Here is a 25,984-nt window from a genome sequence, read left to right as displayed (position 1 = left end):
TTTTTGAAGTGTTTGAGAGCCTGCTTCGTCCAGGCACAGGTTCAATCGTGGTACAGCACTGAACGCCCACCATCGATGGTGATACACGAGGCGTTGATAAACGGCGCTTCATCGCTGGCCAGGAATACGGCGGTCATTGCCACTTCCAGCGGCTGGCCGATGCGGCGCGGTGGGTGCAGGTCGAGGGCGCGCTGACGCTCGGCGTGCGGATCGGCGAAACCGTTCCAATAGTCAACGTTGAGTTGAGTCTCGATATAGCCCGGCGCGATAGCGTTGACCCGGATGCCCTTGGGCGCGTATTCGATGCCCAAGGCACGGGTCAGGCCGAGCAGGCCGTGTTTGGCCACCGGATACGGAAAGCAGCCGGGAATGATGTTGCTGGAATGGGTGGAGGCGATGTTGATGATGCTGCCCACGCCCTGCTCGATCATCTGTGGCAGTACCGCCTTGCAGCCATACCAGGCACCGTCCAGGTCGATGGCGAAACAGCGACGCCAGTCTTCCTCTGTCATCTGCAACGGATCACGGAACACGTTGACCCCGGCGCAGTTGACCAGCACATCGACCCGGCCATGCAGTTCCAGCGCCAGCGCCACCATCGCATGCAGGTCTGCCTGACAGGACACGTCGGCGCGGATCGCCTGCACGTCACCCCCTAGTTCACGCCAATGGGCAGCGACCTTTTCCACCTTCTCGGTCTGAATATCACTAATGACCAGTTTTGCCTGCTGCGACACAAAACTGGCGACTATGGCTTCGCCAATGCCCTGAGCGGCGCCAGTCAAGACGACCACTTTGTTCTTCAGGCGTTCGCCACGGGGCGGCTCGGCAACCGGCGGCAAGGATAGAGCTTCAGCCATTGATCAGGACTCCTGGGAACAGGCACGACGAAAACCGGGCATCTGTCGATGACCGGTTAAAAAACATGGGGGATCGGGTAGGACGTGCAGACGCGCCTGCGCGCAGGAGCACCCTGGGATAGTTCGGCATCACTTCACCTGTTTTGTTTTTTTAAGTGTGAGTGCGTAGAGCTGAGGCCGACTATAAACCCAGGGAGAATTAAATCTCAATATATAATTTTACATCCCACATTTAGGGATTTTATTGCGAGTCGGGTACAACCGACTGGTTCAGGGCTCAAGCCCGATGGTGAAAAACTCGCCTGCGCTCCAGACACCCAGCCAGTTTTGCCCGTCGACTTCGCGCACCACCGCCAGCTCGACCAGTTGGTAGAACACATTGCGATGGATCAGGGCTTCGAGATTGCGCCGCACGTGCAGGTAGGGCGCGGGTTCCTGAGTAACGGGGTCGATGACAATCCGCAGCGGGTGCTCGCTGCCGGCACTGATCGACTCGTCGACATTAGTGGTAAAGCGCAGGACTTGTTGCTCACCCTCACCGTCCACATCCAGGGCAACCGCGACAAAGGGTGCGTCATCAACTTTGATGCCGACCTTCTCTACCGGAGTGATCAGGAAATAATCATCGCCGTCGCGGCGAATGATGGTCGAGAACAGTTTGACCATGGGCTTGCGACCAATCGGCGTGCCCATGTAGTACCAGGTGCCATCGCGGGCGATGCGCATGTCGATGTCACCGCAAAACGCGGTATCCCACAAATGAACGGGTGGCAGGCCCTTGTCGGCCCTGGGGATTTGCGCCAACAAATTGCTGACGTCTACCGGCTCACTCATGGTGCTCTCCTCGACTTATTGATCGCTCAAGCCTATCAAGCCGCGGGCGTACTTGGCGAGCGGCGGGCCGATCAGGTCCGCGGGCTTGTTGTCATGGAACGTCAGCAAACCACCGCGACTGCGAATGGTGGCAGTGTCGATCAGATACTGGGTACTGGTCTCGATCAGCATCACCTGGATCACCCCACTGTCGATTCCCAGACGGCTGATTTCTTCCTGGTCGAGCCATTCGTCGCTGTTGCCGATCCGGTCGTCCGCCCGGGCAAAGCGGGTGTACAGCAAATAGTGTGCGCCAAAGCTGCGGGCTTCGGTCATTGCCTGGTCGAGCCCCAACGGCTGCTTGGCACGGCGCACCATCGGGAAGTATTCGACAAAGCCGTTATAGGCTTCTTCAGCCACCACATTGGGCCGCACATTGGGATCACCGACCGGAGCAAATGCCCCTTGGGCGATGTAGATAAAGGAATCCGGCTGGATGCGCAGCGAGTTGCTGCGCCGAGTGTTGCTGTGATCTAGCAGGCCCGCGTCACTCATTTGATAGCGCGCACCTTCGCCCAGATCGCTGACCGTCATGCAGCCGCCCAGTGCCAAAAAAGCCAGCCAAATAATCAGACCACGCATCCCGCTCTCCCGATGGCCGGTGACAGAAAACCGGCGAATAGTCGCGTGATGCAGATTGCGCGCCAGTTTTAGCGGAACAGTAGATAGGTCACACCCCTGTGGGAGCGAGCCTGCTCGCGAATGATCTTCGCGAGCAGGCTCGCTCCCACATTTGATGTATCTCTGCCGCCGCGAGTACCTTAGCCGCCGATGATCTTCATCACGGTGGCGCCGCCAGAGAAAGCGACTTCCTGCTTGTCGCCCAGGGCTTTCATCAGCAAGCCTTGCAGCGCAGGCAGGGCCTGGTGGCGCGGCTTGTTCAGCAGGTCGCCAACATAGTGGCGATTGCTCGACGACAGGCAACCATGCAGCCATCCCGTGGAAGACAGGCGCAAACGTGAGCAGGTTCGGCAGAAGGGCACGCTTTCGTTGGCAATTACCCCAAAATAACCGTGACCTGGGATCTGGTAGCGCACCGCCGTGGCATCAATTGGCGCATCAGCCTGCAAGTACTCGTAGCGCTCGCCAATCAGCGCCAACAGCTGTTGCAGGCTGACAAACTGTTGCAGGAAGGCATTGCCATCACTGGCCAGATGCCCCATGCGCATCAGTTCGATAAAGCGCAGTTCATAGCCGCGCTCAAGGCAATACTCCAGCAGCGGCATGACCTGATCCAGGTTCTGTCCGCGCAAGGGAACCATATTGACCTTGATCTTGATCCCCGCGTCACCGGCCTGCTGCATGCCGTCGAGCACGGTTGGCAGGTCGCCACCCCGAGCAATACGGCGAAATGCGTCAGCATCAAGCGTATCGAGGGAGACGTTGATGCGACGAATACCCGCGTCCAGCAGTAGCGGCAATTTGCGCGCAAGTAATTGGCCATTGGTCGTCAGGCTGATATCGCTCAAACCCAACCGCCCGACTTCGCGCATAAAGGTTTCAAGCTTGGGGCTGACCAGCGGTTCACCCCCGGTGATACGCAAGCGTTCAATGCCTGCGGCCTCAATCAGATAGGCCACCCCGCGCACCATCGCTTCGGCCGACAGCTCATCCTGCGCTGCAACCAGCCGCTTGCCGTTGGGCACACAGTAGGTGCAGGCGTAGTTGCAGGCAGAGGTCAGACTAAGACGCAAATTGCGAAAACGTCTGCCTTGGCGATCAACGATCATGGATGACTCCGGCACGGGGAAAATGGGGCGCGCCAAAACCTGACTCATAAATCAAGTTTTAGCAAGACCCAAGCCTGAGTATAAGCTTCAAGGCCATAAGCCATGAAGGAAATGCTTACTGCCCTGACTCTACAGCCGGGGTCTCAGGGTCACGCTTGCGCTTGTTGCCCATGCGCACGCCGATATCCATCAGGAACTGGAAAAAGCCTTCCTGATCTTCCAGCACATTGCTCCAGAACGGCGAGTGATACAGCGCCACCGCGCCGTGCACCAGAGCCCAGGCCGCACAGTAATGGAAGTAAGGCGGTACGTCTTCAAGCTTGCCTTCGCTGATACGACCCTTGATCAGCAGGGTCAGGCGCTCAAAGTTGGATGCGCGAATCTTGTGCAGTTCTTCGACCAGTTCAGGCACCTGATTGCCCTTGACGACCTTTTCTTCAAGGCGATCAAACAACCGGTAGCGCTGCGGGTCACGCATGCGAAATTCAAAGTAGGCACGCGACAGCGCCTCTTTGTCTTTATCCACATCAGCAGAATGCAGCAGCTCATTCAAATCACGCTCGTAGTCGAGCATCAGGCGCAGGTAAATCTCGGCCTTGGACTTGAAGTGCTTGTAGATCGTGCCTTTGCCGATACCTACGGCATCAGCAATCATCTCGACGGTGACACTGTCTTCACCCAGGTCGAGGAACAGCTTGAGCGCGGTATCGAGAATTTCCTGCTCGCGGCGACGAAACTCACGGACCTTACGGGGTTCTTTGTGCATAAGAAAAGGTCTGTTTGGGTCAAAATAGAAGCGGAGTATTATGCATTAGTCACGCTAAATTGCACGGATCATCCTGCATATCGATACGTTCAAACGATTTACCCAAGGGAAAGTGAGCACTCAAGCGAAGCTCGGGTATTCCAAATCTGTTTAAAAAACGATCAATCCTGACTGGACGTTCGACAAAGCTGACCAATACTTAACATGTCGGCGCAACATCCCCCCCAAAGTGTTTCGCCGATATTGGCACCAACGGAGTGCGTGCCACTGTTTTACTCCTAATGGTCTTAACCCGGATTCCCCAGAGCCCGGGTTTTTTTTGCTTTAAAAATGTGCCGCATGCCTTAAATGTAGCCGCTGCCGCCGGCTGCGATCGGGCCCGCAGGGGGGCCGCCATTAGCGAAGGTCCTGCGGCCCTTGTCGCAGCCGGCGGCAGCGGCTACAGAATTATCCGACTCGTGCCAGCGGAAACAGGCGCTTGAAATTTTCTGTAGTCTGCTCGGCAAAACGTTCGTAGGACTCACCGCGCAACATAGCCAGAAACTCGGCCACTTCACGTACGTACTGCGGCAGGTTCGGTTTGCCACGATACGGAATCGGGGCCAGGTAAGGCGAATCGGTCTCGACCAGCAAGCGATCGGCGGGCACCTGACGGGCCACATCGCGCAGGGCGTCGGCGTTGCGGAAGGTCACGATCCCCGACAACGAGATGTAATAGCCCATGTCCAGCGCGGCCTTGGCCATGTCCCAGTCTTCAGTGAAGCAGTGCAGCACACCGGCCTGGGGCAATGCCGCCTCACGCAGCATGGTCAGTGTATCGGCGCGAGCACCACGGGTATGAATCACTACCGGCTTGCCGGTCTGTTGAGCCGCCTCCAGATGCACCCGAAACGACAATTGCTGCAACTCGCCAGCTTCGGGCTCGTAGTGGTAGTCCAGTCCCGTCTCGCCAATCGCCACCACCCGTGGGTGATTCAACTCGCCCAGCAGCCAGTCCAGCGCTGGCGCCGCACCCGGCTGGACATCCAGCGGGTGGACGCCCACCGAACAATCTACATCGGCATACCGATCGGTCAGGGCTTTGACATCGGCCGCGTTGTCGGCACTTACCCCGATACACAGGAAATGCCCGACACCACGCTGGCGCGCAGCTTCAAGGGCGGCGTCCAGCGAGCCGTCATGGGCGCTCAGATCAAGACGATCGAGATGGCAATGGGAGTCAACCAGCATACAAAAATTACCTGTTTATCAATTCAGTCAAATCAGCGCTGGCCGGGCAGGCCAGCCCACTGCACCAGTAACGCTTCGATCAACAGATCACGATTAAGGTTGGCCTTGCTCAGCACTTTTTGGCGCTGGGCAAGAATCCAGTCCTGAATGCTCAGAACCTTGTCCTGCGGGGTCTTCTGCGCCAGGTATTGCAGCACTTTGCGCATATCCTCAAGCCCCAGACCGCTTTCGTCCTGAGTCAGTTGATAACGCAGGATCAGGTTCGACCAGTCGCAAAACCAGTCAAACAACAACAGCAGCGGGATAGCTTTCCAGCTTTCAGCCAATTGACTGGCCGACAGCTCGCGCTTGAGCAACTTTTTAACCCCGTCCACCACCGCTGCACGCTGCTCGCGAACACCCTGGGCCTGCAACTTGACCGCCGCCAGCGGCGAACCGGCGGCAAGGGTCAATAACTCAACCCGCTCGGCATCACTGCTGTCAGGCAGCGCCTTGGCCAGCCATTCGAGGCTCAACTCCCGGCTCGGCAGCGGGCAAGCCTGCTGCACGCAACGGCTGCGAATGGTCGGCAGCAATCGGCTGGACTGGTGGCTGACCAACAGCAAGATGGTGTTGCCCGATGGCTCTTCAAGGCTTTTGAGCAAGGCGTTGGCGGCGTTGATGTTCATCGACTCCACCGGCTCGACCAGCACCACCTTGCGCCCGCCCAATTGGGTGGTCTGCACCACAAAGCTGACCAGATCGCGCACCTGATCGACCTTGATCGCCTTGTCCGCCTCTTCCGGCTCAAGAATGTAGTTGTCGGGATGGCTCCCGGCCGCCAACAACGAACAGGACTTGCACGCGCCACAGGCTTCAAGCCCGACCGGCTGTTTACACAGCAGGCTGGCCATCAGCCGCTCGGCCAGCGCCCGCTTACCAATGCCCGCAGGCCCGTGCAGCAAATAGGCGTGAGCATGTTGCGCGCGCCCCGCCATGTGCTGCCACAGGTTGTCTTGCCACGGATAGGCCTCAGCCACGGTGCATGCCCAGCAGTTCTGGCAACAAGGCATCCAGCTGTCCCTGCACCTGCGCCAGGGTTTGCGCGGCATCAATCAGGCGATAGCGTGCAGGTTCTACAGCGGCACGGCCGAGATAGGTGCTGCGCACCGCATCGAAGAACGTGCGACCTTCCTGCTCAAAGCGATCCAGTCGTCCACGCGCACTGGCCCGGGCCATACCGACCTCAATCGGCAGATCAAACACCAGGGTCAGATCAGGCCGCAACGACCCTTGAACAAAGGTTTCAAGGGTCGCGATGCGTTCATGCGACAAGCCCCGACCGCCGCCCTGATAGGCGTACGTGGCATCGGTAAAGCGATCACATAGCACCACCGCCCCACGCTGCAAAGCCGGACGAATGACTTCGGCCAGATGCTGGGCACGGGCTGCGAATACCAGCAACAGCTCGGTATCGGCGCACATGGCGTCATCACTGGGCGTCAGCAGCAGTTCGCGGATACGCTCTGCCAACGGCGTGCCGCCAGGTTCACGGGTCAGCACCACGTCGATACCTTCGGCGCGCAAACGCTCTGCCAGGTATTCACGGTTGGTACTTTTGCCCGCGCCTTCGGGGCCTTCCAGGGTAATAAACAAGCCAGTCACAGGCAGCAATCCTTAATCAGTGTCTTTCGGGCCTTGCGGCTCGACCGGGGTGCTCGCCGGTTCGGGCGCAGGGGTCGGCGCAGGGCTCGAACGGTAATCGGCCCGACGCTTGATCTGGAATTCGCGCACCGCATTGTTGTGCGCATCCAGGTCATCGGAAAACGTATGGCTACCATCGCCCTTGGCCACAAAGTACAAGCTGGTGCCCCCGACCGGGTGCAAGGCGGCATGAATGGCTTCACGTCCGACCATCGCAATCGGTGTCGGCGGCAGGCCGGGAATGGTGTAGGTGTTGTACGGCGTCGGCTCGCGCAAATGAGCTCGGGTCAGCTTGCCGTTGTAACGTTCGCCCAGACCATAGATCACCGTAGGATCGGTTTGCAGCGGCATGCCGATTTTCATCCGGCGCACAAAAACCCCGGCAATTTGCCCACGCTCTTGCGGCACTCCAGTTTCCTTTTCTACCAGGGAAGCCATGATCAGCGCCTGATAAGGATTGGCATAGGGCACATCCGGGTCACGCTGCGCCCATTCCTGGGCCAGCACTTTATACAGACGGTCGTAGGCTTTTTCCAGCAGTTGGGCATCGGTCATGCCGCGCACAAAGCGATAGGTGTCAGGAAAGAATCGACCTTCAGGGAATTCGCCACCATGACCCAGTTTCGCCATGACTTCGCTATCGCTCAGGCCGTCGAGGGTCTGCTCGATTTTTTCATGCTTGGCCAAAGCGCTGCGCACCTGGCGAAAGTTCCAGCCTTCAACCAGAGTCAGGCTGTATTGCACCACTTCGCCACGCTGCCACAGGCCGATCAGGTCCTGGGCGGTCATGCCCGGGGTCATGCGGTATTCGCCGCTGTGCAAGGGCTGGCCTTCGAGGTTGAAGCGCCAGTACAAGCGCAGCCAAAAGGCATCGCGCAGGGTGTCGTCAGCTTCCAGACGATTGAACGTGCCGGTCGGCGTGGCGCCTGCCGGTACGTCGAGTAATTGTTCCTGCGTCAGGTTGAGCGGTTGTTCCAGCGCCGAATTGAGCTTCCAGGCGCTAGCGCCCAGCAACAAGCCCGCCAGCACCAGACCTGTCTCCAGCAGCACCAAGAATTTACGTTTCACGAATCAAACATCCAATAGGGTGCGAGCAATGCCTTGCAGTTTACGGGTGAGTGGCCCCACCGGCCAGCTCAGGTCTGCATATGCACGTACGGGCCAAACGCCATACACGCTGTTACAGAGGAAGATTTCATCGGCCTGCTGCAGTTGCGCAAGGCTGATGTCAGTGACATGACAAGGGATGCCCAGACGCTCGGCCTCGGCCAGCAGTGCGGCCCGCATCACGCCTGCCACGCCACAGCGGTGCAGGTCGGCGGTCAGCAGAGCCCCGTCGCGCACCATAAACAAATTGCTGAATACACCTTCGATCACCCGCCCCGAGGTGTCGCGCATCAAGCCCTCGGCGTAGGCCGGGTCTTGCCATTCGGAGCGCGCTATTACCTGTTCGAGTCGATTGAGATGTTTGAGCCCCGCCAACAGCGGTTGCTCGGCCAAACGGGTGGCACAGTCAAATAGCGCAATACCTTGCAGCGCATAGGCCTCAGGGTAAGCAGCAGCCGGACTGGCTTGCAGGATTCTTCGAGGTAAAGCCTCGGGGGACGCGCCATAACCACGCAGGCTATCGCCACGGGTCAGGATGAGCTTGAGGACGCCCTCGCCCATCGCTTGCGCATAAGCCAGCAATTCGCTGCGGATCAAGGGTTGATCCGCAACAATTGCCAACCGGGAACAGCCCTGCGCCAGACGCTGCAAATGCAGCTCCAGCAACAACGGCGCGCCAGCCTTGACCGCGATGGTCTCGAATAGACCATCGCCGTAGGCCAGCCCACGGTCTTTAAGCGACGCCAGAGCGTTCGCCGGTTGACCGTCGACCCAGCTTTGCATCAGTCGGCGTACCGACGGAAAACCAACGAACCGTTAGTTCCGCCAAAGCCGAACGAGTTGGACAGCACCACGTCGATCGGCATTTCGCGCGCGGTATGCGGCACGAAGTCCAGATCGCAGCCTTCATCAGGCTCGTCGAGGTTGATGGTCGGCGGAGCGATCTGGCTGTTGATTGCCAGTACGCTGAAAATCGCCTCAACCGCGCCCGCCGCGCCCAACAGGTGACCAGTCATGGACTTGGTCGAACTCACGGCCAACTTGTAGGCGTGATCGCCAAACACCGACTTGATTGCCGCAACTTCTGCCAGGTCACCGGTAGGTGTCGAAGTACCGTGGGCGTTGATGTACTGCACCTGGTCAGCGTTCAGCTGAGCATCGCGCAATGCATTGGTGATGCAGCGAGCAGCGCCCGCACCATCAGCCGGTGGCGAGGTCATGTGGAAAGCGTCACCGCTCATCCCGAAACCAATCAACTCGGCGTAGATGGTCGCCCCACGCGCCTTGGCATGCTCAAGTTCTTCAAGCACCAGCGCACCGGCACCGTCAGACAACACAAAACCATCACGGCCCTTGTCCCACGGACGGCTGGCACGAGCCGGATCGTCGTTGCGGGTCGACAGCGCACGAGAGGCACCAAAGCCGCCCATGCCCAGACCACAGGCAGCCATTTCGGCGCCGCCGGCAATCATTACATCGGCTTCGCCGTAAGCAATGTTGCGTGCGGCCATACCGATGCAGTGCGTGCCCGTGGTACAGGCCGTCGAAATGGCGTAGTTAGGCCCCTGTGTACCCAGATGGATAGACAGAAAACCGGAAATCATATTGATGATCGAGCCGGGCACGAAAAACGGAGAAATCCGTCGCGGGCCTTGCTCGTGCAGGGTACGGCTGGTTTCTTCGATATTGGTCAAACCGCCAATACCCGAACCCATTGCCACACCGATGCGCTCACGATTGGCGTCGGTTACTTCAAGGCCGGAATTACGCACAGCCTGAAACCCAGCTGCCAAACCGTACTGAATAAACAGGTCAAGTTTTCGGGATTCTTTGACGGAGAGGTAATCCTCAACGTTAAAGCCCTGTACCGAGCCGCCAAAACGGGTGGAATAGGCAGAAAGATCCGTGTGTTCGATCAGACCAATGCCACTTCGGCCTGCCAGAATGCCTTGCCAGGTGGTTTGTACATCCGCACCCAGTGGCGACAACATCCCCATACCGGTGACTACGACGCGTCTACGCGACACAGCACTCTCCTTTATTCTATTGACGACACTTTGCATCACACCTAAAGAAAAAACCGCACGCCAGAGCGGCAGTGCGGTTTTTCCATGACAGCGAGCAACGATTACAAACTATTACGCCTGGTGGCTAGTAACGTAATCGATAGCTGCTTGTACAGTAGTGATCTTTTCAGCTTCTTCGTCAGGAATCTCAGTCTCGAATTCCTCTTCCAGAGCCATCACAAGCTCAACGGTGTCAAGGGAGTCGGCACCCAGGTCTTCAACGAAGGAAGCGGCATTGGTCACTTCTTCTTCTTTAACGCCCAGTTGCTCGGCAACGATTTTCTTGACGCGCTCTTCGATGGTGCTCATACCTTGTTTTCACTCCTAATGGACAAATTCAGGCAGCTGGCCAGTGGGCAAGTGTATCGAAAGCCTTTTCAGTTTTTCAACTGAAAGCTTTGCACTCACACCGCAACAACCGGCTGCCTATAAATAGATTGCAGCTTTATAACGGATTTTAGACAGCTCGTATGACATTTTTTTGAAGCAATCCGTCACATTTAACTCATGTACATCCCGCCGTTGACTGGGATTGTAGCCCCAGTCACGTAGGCTGCACCGTCAGATGCCAGGAAAGAGACCACGTTTGCGATCTCTTGAGCCTGGCCCAAACGGCCCAGCGGAATCTGTGTCTGCAAGGCGTCACGCTGTGCTTGTGGCAACTCACGGGTCATATCGGTATCGATAAAACCTGGAGCCACCGAGTTGACAGTGATTGAGCGCGAGCCCACTTCACGTGCCAGCGCACGGCTGAAACCTTCAAGACCTGCCTTGGCGGCGGCGTAGTTTACTTGGCCTGCGTTGCCCATGGCACCCACAACAGAGCCAATATTGATAATTCGTCCCCAACGGGCCTTGGTCATGCCGCGCAAAACCCCCTTGGACAGGCGATACAGACTGTTCAGGTTGGTATCGATAACGTCATGCCATTCGTCATCTTTCATGCGCATCATCAGGTTATCGCGGGTGATACCGGCATTATTGACCAGGATTGCCGGCGCACCGAACTGTTCCTGAATGCTCGCCAACACCGCAGCAACCGATTCGTTGCTGGTGACATTGAGTTCCATGCCAGTGCCCTGAACACCGTTTTCTTTCAGGGTGGCAGCAATGCGCTCGGCACCGGCAGCCGAAGTCGCAGTACCAATGACAATGGCGCCCTGACGACCCAACTCCAATGCGATAGCCTGGCCAATGCCACGGCTAGCGCCCGTTACCAGTGCAACTTTACCTTGCAAGCTCATGCAGGCTTCTCCTGATTCAGGCCAGAGCCAATCGCGCAGCGGCGAAGGCATCCGGAGTGTTCAAATTGTGAGTGGTTACGCCTTCAGCGCAACGCTTGCTGATGCCCACCAGGACTTTACCCGGGCCGCATTCAACCAGATCAACGGGACCTGCGGCTGCCAATGCTTGCACCGACTCAACCCAGCGTACAGGCTTGTACAGCTGCTCAAGCAAATCGCGCTTGAGGGTTGGCAAGTCAGCCGCCACAGCAGCGCTGACGTTCTGCACCAGCGCAATGCTCGGCATTTTCCAGTCAATCGCTTCGATGGACTCGGCGAAACGCTCGGCAGCAGGACGCATCAGCTCGCAGTGCGAAGGCACGCTCACCGGCAACGGCAGCGCACGCTTGGCGCCTTTGGCCTTGCACAGCTCCATGGCGCGCTCAACAGCGGCTTTGGAGCCAGCAATTACGACCTGACCCGGCGAGTTGAAGTTAACCGCACTGACCACTTCACCTTGCGCCGCTTCGGCACAGGCCGCCAGCACGTCAGCATCTTCCAGGCCCAGGATTGCCGCCATGGCACCCTGCCCGGCCGGCACCGCTTCTTGCATCAGTTGGCCGCGACGCTCAACCAGCTTGACCGCCTCAGCCAATGTCAGGCATTCGGCAGCGACCAGCGCGCTGTACTCGCCCAGGCTGTGACCCGCGACGAAGTCGGGGCGCTTGCCGCCTTCAGCCAACCACAGACGCCACAGGGCAATCGAGGCAGCGAGAATGGCAGGCTGGGTAATATCAGTTTGATTCAGCTTCTCTACAGGACCTTCCTGGATCAGCGCCCACAGGTCGTAACCCAGAGCATCGGAAGCTTCTTTAAATGTTTCCAGGACCAGCGGATGCTCCGCGCCCAGCTCGGCCAACATGCCGAGGGACTGCGAACCCTGCCCTGGAAAGACGAATGCGAGGGATGTAGACATGTAACAAGCCCCTAATAATCTTGTCGTCGGAGAATTGACGTCCTACCGAGGTGGACGCAAGAAACTGACAGTTGGATGGCTGATTAGACCGAGCGGTCACATTTAAGCACCCGCCCGGTAAAACGCCTACGGTAACAACCCTTCCAGGCGTCCATACAAACGCTTTGGCAGGTCTTCATGGATTTCAATCAGTGCGCGCTCTATCGCACTCTGAAAGCCCTGAGCACCTGCCGAACCGTGACTCTTGACCACAATTCCCTGCAACCCGAGAAAGCTCGCACCATTATGCCGCGCCGGTGCAAGGTCGGCCTGCAAACGCCGCATCAACGGCAACGCCAGCATCCCCACGCAGCGACTGAACAGGTTGCGCCTGAACACTGCCTCAAGCCGACTGGAAATCATCGTCGCCAGGCCTTCGCTGGATTTGAGCATGATGTTGCCGACAAAACCGTCGCACACCACCACATCTGCTTCGCCACGGTACACCCCGTCGCCCTCGACAAAACCGATGTAATGCAGCCCCGGCGCCGCCTGCAATAACGCCGCGGCCTCCTTGACCTGCTGGTTACCCTTGACGTCTTCGGTGCCGATATTGAGCAAGGCAACCCGCGGACGCAGAACACCCAGCGCCTGCGCCGCCACAGAACCCATCACCGCAAACTGGAATAACTGCGCGGCCGTGCAATCGACATTCGCGCCCAAGTCCAATAACTGACAGTAGCCAGTCTGGGTCGGAACCGCCGCCACCATCGCCGGACGATCAATTCCCGGCAAAGTCTTGAGCACATACCGGGACAACGCCATCAGCGCACCGGTGTTACCGGAGCTCACACAAGCTTGCACCTTGCCATCACGCAACAGCTCCAACGCAACACGCATGGACGAGTCCGGCTTGCTGCGCAAGGCATGCGAAGGCCGCTCATTCATGGCAATCACTTCTGAAGCAGGGGTAATTGTCAGGCGCGAGCGATCCACAGCCGAATGGCCGGCGATCAGAGCTTCAAGTACGGAGGGTTGACCGACGAGGGTCAGGTGTAACGAGGGAGTTGCAGACAGGCAGGCAATACAGGCCTGAACAATGCTGCGGGGACCGAAGTCCCCGCCCATTGCGTCGATCGCGATGACCTGAGCGGACAAGTGATTACTCGTCAGCGCCCTTGTCGATCACTTTACGACCACGGTATACGCCTTCTGGCGATACGTGGTGACGCAGGTGAATTTCACCGGTGGTTTTTTCTACAGACAGAGTGCTAGCCGAAAGAGCATCGTGCGAACGACGCATGTCACGGGCAGAGCGGGATTTTTTGTTCTGCTGAACAGCCATAATTAATTAACTCCTAAACGTTTGGGTCACGCTTTAACTGCGCCAATACACTGAACGGGTTGGACCGCGTTACCTCGTCCTCGCTCGGTTCGGGCTCATCGAGACCCGCCGGCTGCTGGCATTCTTCCGGATGATGAGCAGGCACAATGGGCAAGGCAAGCAAAAGCTCTTCCTCGATCAGTGCCAGCAGATCCAAAGGATCTTCGCCCAGTTCCAGCACGTCATAACCTTGCGGTAACGACTGGGTATTTGCACCCTCTTTCACCACAGCATAACTGCACTCGCTGTGGATCGGCAGGGTGACCAGCTCAAGACAGCGCTGGCAAACCATTTTGACCTCGGTGTCGATAGAGCTGTGGATGACCACAGATCTACGTTCATCTCGTTCAAAAATAAACTTCGCCTGGACCGTTCCGAGAGTATCGGAAAGCGGGTCGCAGAGTCTCTCCAAATCAGCCAGCAGCACTTCACCTTGAAGGGTAGTGCCACGATCAGCTAATTTGCGCGGGTCAACGTGAGGTGGAATCGGGTCATTCAACATAGGCGCAGCATTTTAGGGACGACCCCCTCACCTGTCAAAGGAAATTGTGCCTGTGCGACATCCCGTGCGCCCGTTAGAATCTTCGGCCCACCACAGGAGTCGCGCATGCTGCCTTTATTACTTGCTTCAAGCTCGGTTTATCGCCGCGATTTACTGGCTCGCCTGCGCCTGCCTTTCAGTTGCAGCTCGCCTGATATCGACGAAAGCCACCGCCCTGGCGAGAGCGCCATTGAGCTGGTCAAGCGCCTGTCTCTGGAGAAGGCCCGAGCACTTTCTGCCAGCCATCCGAATCATCTGATTATTGGTTCGGACCAGGTCGCCGTTCTCGACGGACAGATCATAGGCAAACCCCATACCCACGACAAGGCGCGCCAGCAACTGATGAACGCCAGTGGCAACAGCGTCAGCTTCCTTACCGGCCTGTGCCTGCTCAACAGCCATACCGGCCTCCACCAGACCGACTGCATATCCTTCACCGTACACATGCGCACGCTAAGCACAGAACAGATCGAGCGCTACCTGCTCGCCGAACAACCCTACGACTGCGCAGGCAGCTTCAAAGCCGAAGGTTTGGGCGTGAGCCTGTTTCAGCGCACCGAAGGCGATGACGCAACCAGCCTGGTCGGCCTGCCGCTGATTCGCCTGGTAAGCATGCTGCTCGCCGAAGGCGTCGATATTCCCTAAATGAACAAGGATATCCGTAGCAGCTGCCGAAGGAACGAGGCTGCGTTCGGCGGCGAAGCCGTCGCAAACCCGGTGATCGCGATTCAACTGATGCATCGCGCCAGCTGATTTCACGACGGCTTCGCCGCCGAACGCAGCCTCGTTCCTTCGGCAGCTGCTACACGACCAACCTTTTTGCCACACATAAAAAAACCGGCCCTCTCACAGGCCGGTTTTTTTGAAGCACTCAACAATCAGCGCAGGGTCGGCCCCTGAAAGCCCATCCACATTGCCAATTGCTGAGCCACGCTGGCACCGAGCTTTTTCGAGAAGCGGTCGAAAGTGGACTCCTGAACCGTGAAGTCCACCAGCTCCTTGGCGCCGATTACATCGCGAGCGACCGAACTGGCATTACCCAGCCCATCGATCAGACCCAATGGCAGCGCTTGCTGACCGGTCCAGACCAGCCCCGAGAACAACTCCGGGTGCTCCTTGTCTTTCAAACGATCACCACGCCCCTGCTTGACGCTGGCAATAAACTGCTCGTGCGTCACATTCAGAACGCCCTGCCAAAACTTGGTTTCGTCCGGCTTTTCAGGCTCAAACGGATCCAGAAACGCCTTATGCTCACCCGAAGTGTAAGCGCGACGCTGAATACCCAGTTTGTCCATCGCACCGACAAAACCAAAGCCTGCCGCCGTCACGCCAATCGACCCCACCAGACTGGCCTTGTCGGCGTAAATCTCGTCGGCCGCACTGGCAATGTAATAAGCGCCGGAAGCACCCAGATCGGAGATCACCGCATACACCTTGGTGTCCGGATGCAGGCCGCGCAAACGACGAATTTCATCGTAAACATAACCCGACTGCACTGGACTGCCGCCAGGGCTGTTGATGCGCAGCACCACACCCTTGACCTTGGGATCCTCAAAAGCCGCCTGCAGACTGGTGACCAGATTGTCGGCACTGGCCTCCTCTTTGTCAGCAATCACCCCACGCACATCAATCAGCGCTGTATAGCCGGAGCCGCTGACGGCTGTACGCTCCATATCCAGCAGCGGCGTAAAAAGCACTAATACCGTGATCAGATAGCAGAACGTCAACACTTTGAAGAAGATGCCCCAGCGACGCGCACGACGCTGCTCTTGAACACCTGCCAACAAGGTTTTTTCCAGCAACTTCCAACTCTTGTCGTCACCGACAGCCGGCTCAGCCGCAGAGGGCGCCTTCCATTGATCAACCATGCACTACCCCAGCAAAAATCTTAATTAGCCTGGCGACCCAGCCAGGCGCGCAACTCGGGAAAACTATCAATCGCCAACTTCGGCTCGAACGTCAGCAAGCGCTCCATTGACTGAGCACCATAACCTACCGCAACGGAATCGATGCCCGCATTGCGCGCCATCAGTAAATCAAAGGAAGCGTCGCCCACCATCAGCGCCTGCTCCGGGCGCACATCGCAATGAGCCAGAATTCGGTTCAGCATCAAAGGATCAGGCTTGCTTGCCGTCTCATCTGCCGCACAGGTGATATCGAAAAACTCCTCCCAACCGTGAGCCTTGAGCACACGATCAAGACCGCGACGCGCCTTGCCAGTAGCAACTGCCAGGCGATAGCCCTGGGCACGGAATACTTCAAGCGACTCCCTGACCCCAGCAAACAACGGCGAGGGCTCGGCATCCATGGCCATGTAGACATCCGCATAATGCTGGCGAAAGGCAATTACCTGCTCATGCGTCATATCCGGATAAAGCGTCAGAATCGCTTCAGGCAAGCCAAGACCAATAATCCCCTTTACCGAGTCCGCATCGCGCTCCGGGCGATCAGCACGCCGAGCCGCAACTTGCATCGCGGTGACAATACGACCGATGGAATCGGCCAGCGTGCCATCCCAGTCAAAGATCAGCAGCTTGTACTCAGTAGGGGACACTCAGTCGCTCCACGGTCTTGGCCCACATCTCATCTACCGGGGCCTGGAATTTCATTTCACCGCCATCGGGCATAGGCACGGTCAGCATATAGGCATGCAGAAACAGCCGCTTGCCGCCCAGATCACGGATCTCCTTGGAGAAGCCTTCATCGCCGTACTTGGTATCACCGGCAATGCAATGCCCGGCGTGCAGGGTATGCACGCGGATCTGGTGAGTACGACCGGTGATCGGCCGCGCCTCAACCATGGTTGCGAAATCACCGAAGCGGCGCAGCACCTTGAACACGGTCACCGACTCTTTGCCTTCTTCGTTGACTTCGACCATGCGCTCACCTGAACGCAGGTTGCTTTTCATCAGCGGCGCACGCACCTGCTTGATCGAAGCAGCCCAATTGCCACGTACCAGCGCCATGTAACGCTTGTCGATACCGTCGCCACGCAGCGCTTCGTGCAAGTGACGCAGCATGCTGCGTTTTTTGGCAATCATCAGCAGGCCGGAAGTGTCGCGATCCAGACGGTGCACCAACTCCAATTCCTTGGCGTCGGGGCGCATCTGACGAAATGCTTCAATTACGCCAAACGTCAGGCCGCTGCCACCATGCACGGCGATACCTGCAGGCTTGTTCAACACAATCAGCGCCTTGTCTTCGTAGACAATGGCCGCCTCCAGGCGCAACAGCAAACCTTGCGCCACAGGCACCGGCTCGTCGCGCTCAGGCACGCGAACCGGCGGCACGCGCACGATATCGCCTGCCTGCAGCTTGTACTCGGGCTTGATCCGCCCCTTGTTCACGCGCACTTCGCCTTTACGCAAAATGCGGTAAATCAAGGTCTTGGGAACACCCTTGAGCCGGGCAAGTAAAAAATTGTCAATGCGTTGGCCGGCATATTCCGGCGAGACCTCAAGCAGCTGGACGCTGGGGGTCGGGGGGGTAGTCGTCGTCATGCCGCGGATGATAACAATTTTTTATGGAATTGAAGCACTTAATCATTGCTGCTATAGTCGCGAACGCCGCCAAAAGCGGCCTGGACAGAGGATTAACGGTGAATAACCGGCCCTGACCAACGCTCTTAACAAGGACGCGAGGCCGTCCCACGGGGCTTTTGCTACACACGCAAGACCCGGAGTTGTAACAAGCGCAGGTGACATGAGGCCTGAAGCGAGCCTGGAAAGCGGAGTGAAAACTCGCCTTTTGCGCCGACATTCACGGCCAGTTCACAAAGTGCAGTCAGCTTCGGGAATTTCGAGCGAAAGCTTCGGAAACATCGCCTTTATTAGCCATGATGCGTGAACTCCCCTTTTGGAGAACACGGTAAATGCCAACCCGCTGCGGATTCTGCGCGCGGCAGCACCCGAATTATCAGGGATACGTGTAGGGTGGAGATGCACAACCGCCGGACTGTGTAGCAATAGGCTTTATCAAGACGCTTCATCTCGTCCACAGCCGCCGGTTGATTCCTCCTCCTGACCAGACTTTTGCTTAAGAGGTGCTTTAGCACCACAGCAAGCAGGAAGCGTAAGTCACGACTTCGTCCCCAAGGGCCGAACCTCGTTGTACACAGGAGTGGCCAACAACTCCTGACGCACCTGACACCGACCATGAGAAGTCGTGTGTGCCGAACGCCGTTTCCGGTAGCCCGGAAACCGACGGTACAACATGAAAAGAATGCTGATTAATGCAACTCAACCTGAAGAGTTGCGCGTAGCACTGGTAGATGGCCAACGCCTCTACGACCTGGACATCGAGTCGGGTGCACGCGAGCAGAAGAAAGCCAACATCTACAAAGGCCGTATTACTCGCATCGAACCAAGCCTTGAGGCTGCCTTTGTCGACTTCGGCTCTGAGCGCCACGGCTTTCTGCCACTCAAGGAAATCTCCCGCGAGTACTTCAAGAAAGCCCCTGAAGGCCGCGTAAACATCAAGGACGTCCTGAGCGAAGGCCAGGAAGTTATCGTGCAGGTCGAGAAAGAAGAGCGTGGCAACAAGGGCGCAGCCCTGACCACCTTCATCAGCCTCGCTGGCCGTTATCTGGTTCTGATGCCTAACAACCCACGTGCTGGCGGTATCTCCCGTCGCATCGAAGGTGAAGAGCGTAACGAACTGCGTGAAGCGCTGAACGGCCTGATCGCCCCTGCCGACATGGGCTTGATCGTACGTACTGCAGGCCTGGGCCGCAGCAGCGAAGAAATGCAGTGGGACCTCGACTACCTGCTGCAATTGTGGACCGCCATTAAAGAAGCCTCGCTGGATCGCTCCGCGCCATTCCTGATCTACCAGGAAAGCAACGTGATCATCCGCGCCATCCGTGATTACCTGCGCCAGGACATCGGTGAAGTACTGATCGACAGCGTTGAAGCCCAGGACGAAGCCCTGACCTTCATCCGCCAGGTGATGCCGCAGTACGCCAGCAAAATCAAACTCTACGAAGACAGCGTTCCGCTGTTCAATCGTTTCCAGATCGAAAGCCAGATCGAGACCGCCTTCCAGCGCGTCGTTGAACTGCCTTCCGGCGGCTCCATCGTTATCGACCCGACCGAAGCCCTGGTGTCTATCGACATCAACTCGGCCCGCGCCACCAAAGGCAGCGATATCGAAGAAACCGCACTGCAGACCAACCTTGAAGCGGCTGAAGAAATCGCCCGTCAATTGCGCCTGCGCGACATCGGCGGCTTGATCGTCATCGACTTCATCGACATGACCCCTGCCAAAAACCAGCGCGCCGTGGAAGAGAAAGTCCGCGAATGCCTGGAAGCAGACCGTGCCCGCGTACAAGTGGGTCGTATCTCGCGCTTCGGCCTGCTGGAAATGTCCCGTCAACGCCTGCGTCCATCCCTGGGTGAAAGCAGCGGCATCGTTTGCCCACGCTGCAACGGCACTGGCATCATCCGTGATGTTGAGTCGCTGTCGCTGGCCATCCTGCGCCTGATCGAAGAAGAAGCCCTGAAGGACCGTACTGCCGAAGTACGTGCCCAGGTGCCAATCCCGGTTGCCGCATTCCTGCTCAACGAAAAACGCAACTCGATCACCAAGATCGAACTGCGCACCCGCGCTCGCATCGTCATTCTGCCGAACGACCACCTCGAAACGCCGCACTTCGAAGTTCAGCGCCTGCGTGATGACAGCCCGGAAGCCCACACCAACCAGTCCAGCTATGAAATAGCTGCCGCTGCTGCTGAAGTGGAAGAAGTCCAGCCGGCTGCTGCCACCCGGACTCTGGTTCGCCAGGAAGCCGCGGTCAAAACAGCACCGCCGCGCACCTCGGCCCCGGTACCTACCGAAGCCGCTGCTGCACCTGCTCCTGCAGCACCTGCACCCGTTGCAACCATCTCCGAGCCAAGCCTGTTCAAAGGTCTGGTCAAGTCGCTGGTAAGCCTGTTCGCCTCCAAGGAAGAGCCTGTTGCTCCGACCGTAGTCGAGAAGCCTGCAACCCCTGAGCGCCCTGCTCGCAACGAAGAGCGTCGCAACGGCCGCCAGCAAAGCCGCAACCGCAACGGTCGCCGTGATGAAGAACGCAAACCGCGCGAAGAGCGTGCACCACGTGAAGAACGTGCTGCTCGTGAACCACGTGAAGAGCGCACACCTCGCGAAGAAACCCCGGTTGTTGCTCAAGCACCTCGCGAAGAACGCGCTCCGCGTCCACCGCGTGAAGAGCGTGCTCCACGTGCACCGCGCGAAGACCGCAAACCTCGTGGCGAAGGCCGTGAAGAACGCGTCCGCGAACTGCGCGAACCTCTGGATGCCGCGCCTGCCGTAGCTGCTGCCACTGCAGTAGTCGCTGAAGAGCGCGCACCGCGCCCACCGCGTGAAGAACGTCAGCCGCGCGCACCTCGCGAAGAGCGTGCTCCACGCGAAGAGCAGGTTGTAGCCGCTGTTGAAGACGAAGAAGTGCTGTCCAGCGAAGAGCAATCCCAGGACGAGAACCAGGACAACGCCGAAGGCGATCGTCCACGTCGCCGCTCCCGTGGTCAGCGTCGTCGCAGCAACCGTCGTGAACGTCAGCGTGATGCCAACGGCAACGTGATTGAAGGCTCGGAAGAGAACAGCGAAGAAGGCAACGCCCAGGACGCTCCTGCAACCACCCTTGAAATCGCCGCCGGTCTGGCCGTGACTGAAGCTGTTGCCAGCTCGGTAATCAGCGCTCCTGCTGAAGCCCAGGCTCATCAGCAAGCAGAGCGCGCTACTGAAGCAACCCAGGAATCGGCCCCGGCTGAAACCGCAGTTGCCGTAGAAGCTGCACAGGAAGTCATCGCTGTCGAAGCGCCTGCTGCTCAAGCGCCAGTTGCTGAAGCCACCGTTGTTGAAGCACCGGTTGTAGAAGCTGTCACTCCGATCGACGTGATCAAGGCACCTGAAGTTGAAGTGGCTCCGGTTCAAGAAGCACAGCCTGAAGTCCAGGTCGTTGCCGAGCCGGTTGTTGCTGCTCCAGAGCCTGTCATCGAAGCCGTGGTGCAAACCCCGGTCGTTGAAGCACCGGCTATCGAAGCGCCAGTCGCCGAAAAGGCACCGGAACCTGTCAAGGAAGCCCGCTTTGTACGCGAGCCAGTTGCAGAACCCGCCGTTGTTGAAGCCGCACCTGAACCCGTTGTTGCAGTTGAACCTGCAGTGGTAGCGGTTGAAGCTGTAGTCGAAACTGCAGTCACCGCACAGCCAGCTCCGGTTGAAGCTGTTGTGGCAACAGAAGTGGTTGAGGTTGTAGTGGCAGCCGCTCCGGTTGTCAGCGCCCCAAGCAATGGCCGCGCACCTAACGACCCGCGTGAAGTACGTCGCCGCAAGCGTGAAGAGGCTGCCGCAGCCGCTGCCGCTGCTCAGGCACCTGCAAGCGAAGCCGTAGCCCAGGAAGAACACGAGTCCAAACCCCTCGCGTAATTCCGTAGGCCACTAAAAAGCCCCGCCAGTTCTGAACTGGCGGGGCTTTTTTTATGCTTTCAATTTCAACTGCGAACCTCAGTACACGTTGGGTTCCATCTCCAGCTGCACTGAAAAACGCTGCAGAATGTCTGCCTGAATCCGCTGCGCCAGCGCCAGCAACTGCAAACCCGTGGCTGAGCCATGGTTGACCAGTACCAGCGACTGCAAACGATGCACGCCTGCATCCGCCTCGCGAAAGCCTTTCCAGCCCGCCGCCTCGATCAACCAGCCCGCCGCCAACTTCACCTGCCCATCGGCTTGCGGATAACCAATCAGGCCGGGGTGCGCCACTTTCAACTCAGCCGCCAACACCGCCGACACCAGCGGGTTTTTGAAGAAGCTGCCAGCATTGCCCAACACTGCCGGATCCGGCAGTTTTTCGCTGCGAATACTGCAGATCGCCCGACTGACATCACTGGCTGTCGGCTGTTCAATGCCCTGCTCGGCCAGGCGCTGACGCACAGGGCCGTATTCCAGATGCAGGTGCGTGGCGCGACTGAGGGCAAATCGTACGCGTAGAATCAACCAGCGCCCGGCCTGCTGCTTGAAGAGGCTATCGCGGTAAGCAAAGTTGCACTCAGCCAGGCTGAATTCGCGCAGCTCGCCAGTTTGCCGGTCAAGCGCCGTAAGCCCGGCGAATACATCCTTGATCTCGACGCCGTAGGCACCAATGTTTTGCATCGGCGCGGCACCCACGGTGCCAGGGATCAGACTGAGGTTTTCGAGCCCCGACAAACCCTGCGCCAGGGTCCACTGCACAAAGGCATGCCAGACCTCGCCCGCCTCGGCCTCAACCACAACCCGATCACCGTCTTCTTCCAGCACGCGAATGCCGCGACTGGCCATGCGCAAAACCAGCGCCGCAACATCACCGGTCAGCAGCAAATTGCTGCCGCCGCCAATGACCAGCAACGGCAACTTGTGATCGGCCGCACACAGCAACGCCTCACGCACATCGGCATCGCTGTGGGCTTGCGCAAACAGGCTCGCCTTCACATCAACGCCAAAGCTGTTGAAAGGCTTAAGCGACGCATTGACCTGCAGATCCAAACTCATGACTCCAGTAAGCGCCGAACGCGCTCGAGGTCTTCTACGGTATCCACTCCGGCAGGCGGGGCCTCAAGCACATCAGCCACGTGAATGCGCACGCCATGCCACAGCGCTCGCAGTTGCTCCAGACGCTCGGTATTTTCAAGCCAGCAAGGCCCCCAGCTCACGAAGTCATGCAGGAAGCCTGCACGATAGGCGTAGATGCCGATATGCCGACGATAGGGCACGCCGGCTGGCAGTTTGTCCGGGTGTTGAGCGAAATCATCCCGTGCCCACGGCAACGTGGCCCGGCTGAATGTCAGCGCCAGCCCATTGATGTCACTGACCACCTTGACCACATTGGGATTGAACAGGGTCTCGACATCGTCGATCGGCTCGGCCAGAGTCGCCATGCTCGCTTCGCTGTGGGCGGCCAGGTTGACGGCAACCTGATCAATCACCTGCGGCGGAATCATCGGCTCGTCGCCCTGGACATTGACCACGATGGCATCGTCAGCCAAGCCCAACTGCGTGGCCACTTCGGCCAGGCGGTCAGTACCGGACTCGTGATCGGCACGGGTCAGCAGCACCTCGGCGCCAAACGCCTTGCAGGCCTCGACGATGCGCGCATCGTCAGTGGCAACCACCACCCGCTGCGCGCTGCTTTTACAGGCTTGCTCCCAGACGTGCTGGACCATCGGCTTGCCGGCGATCATTTGCAGCGGCTTGCCTGGCAAACGGGTCGAGGCATAGCGCGACGGGATAACAACTGTGAAAACCGGAATCATTTATCCAGACGCTCATCAGCTGAAAGGGTGCGGGCTTCGGTTTCGAGCATGACCGGAATGCCGTCACGGATCGGATAGGCCAGACCTGCGCCCTTGCTGATCAGCTCGGTCTTGTCGGCGCTGAGTTTGAGCGGGCCTTTGCAAACAGGGCAAGCAAGGATATCGAGCAATTTGGTGTCCATAAGGGTTCCCCTGGATAAAGATGAGTCAGATCAAACGTGATCGGGCAAAAGACCCTGCAGCCGTTGATCAAACCATAGAACGAAAGCTGCCGACGGCACTGCGTCAACGGCCAGATACCACCAGTCGGGTGACGCAAAGCCGCGGCACTTCACCGCGTCCTTTTCGGTCATGACCACGGGCAGCTGCGGCGTAAAACTCAGCGCTTCGGCGCTGTAGAGCGCGTGATCGGCAAAAGCATGGGCAATTGGCCGCCAGTGTAGCGTTTCAAGAGTCGTGAAGAAACGCTGCGGATTGCCGATCCCGGCCACCGCATGCAGCGCTTGTTCAGCAGGAAAATAGTCCAGCGGCTGACGTTCACCAGTGAGCAGGTTAATCAGCGCAGTGGGCTTCAGCTCAAAGGCAAAACCGCCCTGCGGGTCGCTGCAAGCGCCGTTATACAACACCGCATCGACACTTTGCAGGCGCTCGACCGGCTCGCGCAATGGCCCTGCAGGCAGGCAGCGGCCGTTACCCAGGCCTCTGGCATTATCGATCAGCACCAGCTCCAGATCCCGGGCCAGGCGGTAATGCTGCATGCCATCGTCAGACAGAATCAGGTCCAGCGATTCGCTGGCCAGCAACGCTTTGACCGCACGACTGCGGTCCGGATCGATCATCAATGGCACGCCGGTACGCTGCACGATCAACAAGGGTTCATCCCCTGCCTGCGCGGCACTTTGCTCCGCGCTCACACGCCAAGGAAACTGAGGAGGCGTGGCGCCATAACCGCGACTGACCACACCGACCCGCAGCCCCTTGCGCTGACAATGCTCGATCAGCCACAGAATCAGCGGTGTTTTGCCGGTGCCACCGACCGTGATGTTCCCCACCACGACCAACGGCACCGGGGCGCGGTAAATCTGGCCCTCACCGGCGACAAAACGTGCCCGTTTGCGCTCCACCACTCGACGGTAAAGACATTCAAGCGGGCGTAACAGGGTCAGCAGCGGGTGCCCGGTGTACCAAGCGCGCAACAAACGATCGGACATGGCCATCAGGGAGTCGCCTGCGCCTCAACAGTGGTCATGCGCAAATGGCTGAAGCCGAGCTTGCCGGCCGCGTCCATCGCAGTAATGACCGCCTGATGCCGGGTTTTACCGTCGGCGCTGATCGACAACGGCAGACTGGTATCACCGCCGGATTCTTTCTGCAGAGCCTCCATCAGGCTCGTCAGATCGTTCTTCGGCAACAACTGGTTGTTAACCGAAAACACACCGTCCGCGCTAATGGCGATATCCAGTTGCTTGGCGTTCTGGTCGTCGGCGGGCGAGCCGCTTACGGCCTCTGGCAGATCGACGCGCAGCTGGGTTTCGCGGGTAAAGGTGGTAGTCACGACAAAAAACAGCAGCAGGATAAACACCACGTCAATCAATGACGCGAGGTTGATATCGACCGTTTCCCGTGGCTTGCGGCGAAATTTCACGCTTTGCTCCCAACCACATCGACTTCGCGGTCGCCCTGTACCACTTCGACCAGCTTAATCGCTTCTTGCTCCATGCCGACCACCAACTCGTCAACCCGACGTTGCAGGAAGCGATGGAAAAAGACTGCGGGGATGCCCACCATCAGACCAGCGGCAGTAGTAATCAGCGCCTTGGAAATACCCCCCGCCAGCACGGCGGCGTTGGTGGTCATGCCCGAGCCCATGAAGGAGCTGAAAATATCGATCATGCCCAACACGGTGCCCAGCAGGCCCAGCAACGGCGCCATCGCAGCAATCGTACCCAGCGCATTGAGGTAGCGCTCAAGCTCGTGAATCACCCGGGCGGCAGCCTCTTCGATGCACTCTTTCATGATCTCGCGACCATGCCTTGAGTTGGCCAGGCCCGCGGCCAGAATCTCACCCAAAGGCGAGTCGGCGCGCAGTAATTTGAGTTTTTCCTTGTCCATCTGTTTGTCTTTGATCCAGACCCAGACCTGGCCGAGCAGATGCTCCGGGGTCACGCGACTGGCACGCAGGGTCCACAGGCGCTCGACAATAATGCCCAGCGCGGCAACAGAGCTCAGAATGATCGGCAGCATCATCCAGCCGCCGGATTTGACCAGTTCCCACACAGTGACAA

The 25,984-nt window shown here is 58.4% G+C and carries 28 protein-coding genes; 2 read left to right on the top strand and 26 right to left on the bottom strand.

The window, feature by feature from the left end; all coding sequences use genetic code 11:
* Positions 1-41: 41 nt before the first annotated feature.
* The 17 genes from V6L79_RS09665 to V6L79_RS09585 all read right to left on the bottom strand — a co-directional run bounded on the left by V6L79_RS09665 (position 42) and on the right by V6L79_RS09585 (position 14,379).
* Positions 42-860: an SDR family oxidoreductase gene (locus tag V6L79_RS09665; RefSeq protein ID WP_261741362.1), complete on the bottom strand. Its 819-nt coding sequence runs from the start codon at positions 858-860 to the stop codon at positions 42-44.
* Between the two features lie 270 nt (positions 861-1,130).
* Positions 1,131-1,694, bottom strand: a complete 564-nt coding sequence (locus V6L79_RS09660; RefSeq protein ID WP_261741361.1) for a DUF1285 domain-containing protein — start codon at positions 1,692-1,694, stop codon at positions 1,131-1,133.
* A 15-nt stretch (positions 1,695-1,709) separates the two neighbouring features.
* Positions 1,710-2,315, bottom strand: coding sequence for a DUF4823 domain-containing protein (locus V6L79_RS09655; RefSeq protein ID WP_321836655.1), 606 nt, complete (start codon positions 2,313-2,315; stop codon positions 1,710-1,712).
* 179 nt (positions 2,316-2,494) lie between these two features.
* Positions 2,495-3,463, bottom strand: coding sequence for a GTP 3',8-cyclase MoaA (locus V6L79_RS09650; protein ID WP_261741359.1), 969 nt, complete (start codon positions 3,461-3,463; stop codon positions 2,495-2,497).
* Between the two features lie 115 nt (positions 3,464-3,578).
* Entirely contained in the window at positions 3,579-4,229 is a 651-nt protein-coding gene (locus tag V6L79_RS09645; protein WP_261741358.1) for a TetR/AcrR family transcriptional regulator, read from the bottom strand.
* 447 nt (positions 4,230-4,676) lie between these two features.
* Positions 4,677-5,459, bottom strand: coding sequence for a TatD family hydrolase (locus tag V6L79_RS09640; RefSeq protein WP_261741357.1), 783 nt, complete (start codon positions 5,457-5,459; stop codon positions 4,677-4,679).
* Between the two features lie 32 nt (positions 5,460-5,491).
* The gene (locus V6L79_RS09635; RefSeq protein ID WP_338580127.1) at positions 5,492-6,478 is read right to left on the bottom strand and encodes a DNA polymerase III subunit delta'; all 987 of its coding nucleotides are present in this window, start codon (positions 6,476-6,478) and stop codon (positions 5,492-5,494) included.
* The gene (gene tmk, locus V6L79_RS09630; protein ID WP_261741355.1) at positions 6,471-7,103 is read right to left on the bottom strand and encodes a dTMP kinase; all 633 of its coding nucleotides are present in this window, start codon (positions 7,101-7,103) and stop codon (positions 6,471-6,473) included. Before tmk ends, V6L79_RS09635 begins: the two co-directional genes overlap by 8 nt.
* Positions 7,104-7,115: 12 nt before the next feature.
* Positions 7,116-8,210: an endolytic transglycosylase MltG gene (mltG, locus tag V6L79_RS09625; RefSeq protein ID WP_338580126.1), complete on the bottom strand. Its 1,095-nt coding sequence runs from the start codon at positions 8,208-8,210 to the stop codon at positions 7,116-7,118.
* Positions 8,211-8,213: 3 nt separating this feature from the next.
* Positions 8,214-9,032, bottom strand: coding sequence for an aminodeoxychorismate lyase (gene pabC / locus V6L79_RS09620; RefSeq protein ID WP_261741353.1), 819 nt, complete (start codon positions 9,030-9,032; stop codon positions 8,214-8,216).
* Positions 9,032-10,276, bottom strand: coding sequence for a beta-ketoacyl-ACP synthase II (gene fabF, locus V6L79_RS09615; protein WP_261741352.1), 1,245 nt, complete (start codon positions 10,274-10,276; stop codon positions 9,032-9,034). Before fabF ends, pabC begins: the two co-directional genes overlap by 1 nt.
* Before the next feature lie 111 nt (positions 10,277-10,387).
* Positions 10,388-10,624, bottom strand: coding sequence for an acyl carrier protein (gene acpP, locus V6L79_RS09610; protein ID WP_016779952.1), 237 nt, complete (start codon positions 10,622-10,624; stop codon positions 10,388-10,390).
* A 191-nt stretch (positions 10,625-10,815) separates the two neighbouring features.
* Positions 10,816-11,559, bottom strand: coding sequence for a 3-oxoacyl-ACP reductase FabG (gene fabG, locus V6L79_RS09605; protein WP_261741351.1), 744 nt, complete (start codon positions 11,557-11,559; stop codon positions 10,816-10,818).
* Between the two features lie 16 nt (positions 11,560-11,575).
* Entirely contained in the window at positions 11,576-12,514 is a 939-nt protein-coding gene (gene fabD, locus V6L79_RS09600) for an ACP S-malonyltransferase (protein WP_261741350.1), read from the bottom strand.
* 126 nt (positions 12,515-12,640) lie between these two features.
* The gene (plsX, locus tag V6L79_RS09595) at positions 12,641-13,651 is read right to left on the bottom strand and encodes a phosphate acyltransferase PlsX (protein ID WP_261741349.1); all 1,011 of its coding nucleotides are present in this window, start codon (positions 13,649-13,651) and stop codon (positions 12,641-12,643) included.
* Positions 13,652-13,655: 4 nt separating this feature from the next.
* Positions 13,656-13,838: a 50S ribosomal protein L32 gene (rpmF, locus tag V6L79_RS09590; RefSeq protein WP_003442519.1), complete on the bottom strand. Its 183-nt coding sequence runs from the start codon at positions 13,836-13,838 to the stop codon at positions 13,656-13,658.
* A 13-nt stretch (positions 13,839-13,851) separates the two neighbouring features.
* Entirely contained in the window at positions 13,852-14,379 is a 528-nt protein-coding gene (locus V6L79_RS09585) for a YceD family protein (RefSeq protein WP_261741348.1), read from the bottom strand.
* Positions 14,380-14,484: 105 nt separating this feature from the next.
* On the opposite strand from V6L79_RS09585, the gene V6L79_RS09580 reads away from it, so the two are divergent.
* The gene (locus V6L79_RS09580; RefSeq protein WP_321836651.1) at positions 14,485-15,063 is read left to right on the top strand and encodes a nucleoside triphosphate pyrophosphatase; all 579 of its coding nucleotides are present in this window, start codon (positions 14,485-14,487) and stop codon (positions 15,061-15,063) included.
* A 233-nt stretch (positions 15,064-15,296) separates the two neighbouring features.
* On the opposite strand, the gene sppA is transcribed toward V6L79_RS09580, so the two are convergent.
* Genes sppA through rluC form a run of 3 tightly spaced genes read right to left on the bottom strand, consistent with a single transcriptional unit; the run spans position 15,297 to position 17,918 of the window.
* Complete coding sequence (gene sppA, locus V6L79_RS09575) at positions 15,297-16,286, bottom strand: signal peptide peptidase SppA (protein WP_261741346.1); 990 nt, start codon at positions 16,284-16,286, stop codon at positions 15,297-15,299.
* 20 nt (positions 16,287-16,306) lie between these two features.
* Entirely contained in the window at positions 16,307-16,972 is a 666-nt protein-coding gene (locus V6L79_RS09570) for an HAD-IA family hydrolase (protein WP_261741345.1), read from the bottom strand.
* Positions 16,959-17,918 carry a 23S rRNA pseudouridine(955/2504/2580) synthase RluC gene (rluC, locus tag V6L79_RS09565; RefSeq protein WP_261741344.1) on the bottom strand — a complete coding sequence of 320 codons (960 nt, stop codon included), beginning with the start codon at positions 17,916-17,918 and terminating at the stop codon, positions 16,959-16,961. The genes V6L79_RS09570 and rluC overlap by 14 nt, the downstream gene beginning before the upstream one ends.
* A gap of 721 nt (positions 17,919-18,639) precedes the next feature.
* Here rluC and rne point away from each other — a divergent pair.
* Complete coding sequence (rne, locus tag V6L79_RS09560) at positions 18,640-21,840, top strand: ribonuclease E (RefSeq protein ID WP_338580125.1); 3,201 nt, start codon at positions 18,640-18,642, stop codon at positions 21,838-21,840.
* A 78-nt stretch (positions 21,841-21,918) separates the two neighbouring features.
* On the opposite strand, the gene murB is transcribed toward rne, so the two are convergent.
* The 6 genes from murB to V6L79_RS09530 are packed head-to-tail and all read right to left on the bottom strand — an operon-like array spanning position 21,919 to position 25,976.
* The gene (gene murB, locus V6L79_RS09555; RefSeq protein ID WP_338580124.1) at positions 21,919-22,938 is read right to left on the bottom strand and encodes a UDP-N-acetylmuramate dehydrogenase; all 1,020 of its coding nucleotides are present in this window, start codon (positions 22,936-22,938) and stop codon (positions 21,919-21,921) included.
* Complete coding sequence (kdsB, locus tag V6L79_RS09550) at positions 22,935-23,699, bottom strand: 3-deoxy-manno-octulosonate cytidylyltransferase (protein ID WP_261741341.1); 765 nt, start codon at positions 23,697-23,699, stop codon at positions 22,935-22,937. Before kdsB ends, murB begins: the two co-directional genes overlap by 4 nt.
* Positions 23,696-23,881, bottom strand: coding sequence for a Trm112 family protein (locus V6L79_RS09545; protein WP_019827923.1), 186 nt, complete (start codon positions 23,879-23,881; stop codon positions 23,696-23,698). Before V6L79_RS09545 ends, kdsB begins: the two co-directional genes overlap by 4 nt.
* A gap of 30 nt (positions 23,882-23,911) precedes the next feature.
* Positions 23,912-24,916 carry a tetraacyldisaccharide 4'-kinase gene (gene lpxK, locus V6L79_RS09540; protein WP_321836649.1) on the bottom strand — a complete coding sequence of 335 codons (1,005 nt, stop codon included), beginning with the start codon at positions 24,914-24,916 and terminating at the stop codon, positions 23,912-23,914.
* Positions 24,916-25,344, bottom strand: a complete 429-nt coding sequence (locus tag V6L79_RS09535; RefSeq protein WP_321835978.1) for a biopolymer transporter ExbD — start codon at positions 25,342-25,344, stop codon at positions 24,916-24,918. The genes lpxK and V6L79_RS09535 overlap by 1 nt, the downstream gene beginning before the upstream one ends.
* Positions 25,341-25,976 carry a MotA/TolQ/ExbB proton channel family protein gene (locus V6L79_RS09530; RefSeq protein WP_261742390.1) on the bottom strand — a complete coding sequence of 212 codons (636 nt, stop codon included), beginning with the start codon at positions 25,974-25,976 and terminating at the stop codon, positions 25,341-25,343. The genes V6L79_RS09535 and V6L79_RS09530 overlap by 4 nt, the downstream gene beginning before the upstream one ends.
* Positions 25,977-25,984 lie beyond the last annotated feature (8 nt).

This window comes from Pseudomonas sp. ML2-2023-6 (assembly GCF_037055265.1).
Lineage (GTDB): Bacteria > Pseudomonadota > Gammaproteobacteria > Pseudomonadales > Pseudomonadaceae > Aquipseudomonas > Aquipseudomonas kulmbachensis.
This window is presented reverse-complemented; position numbering and strand designations above follow the sequence as displayed.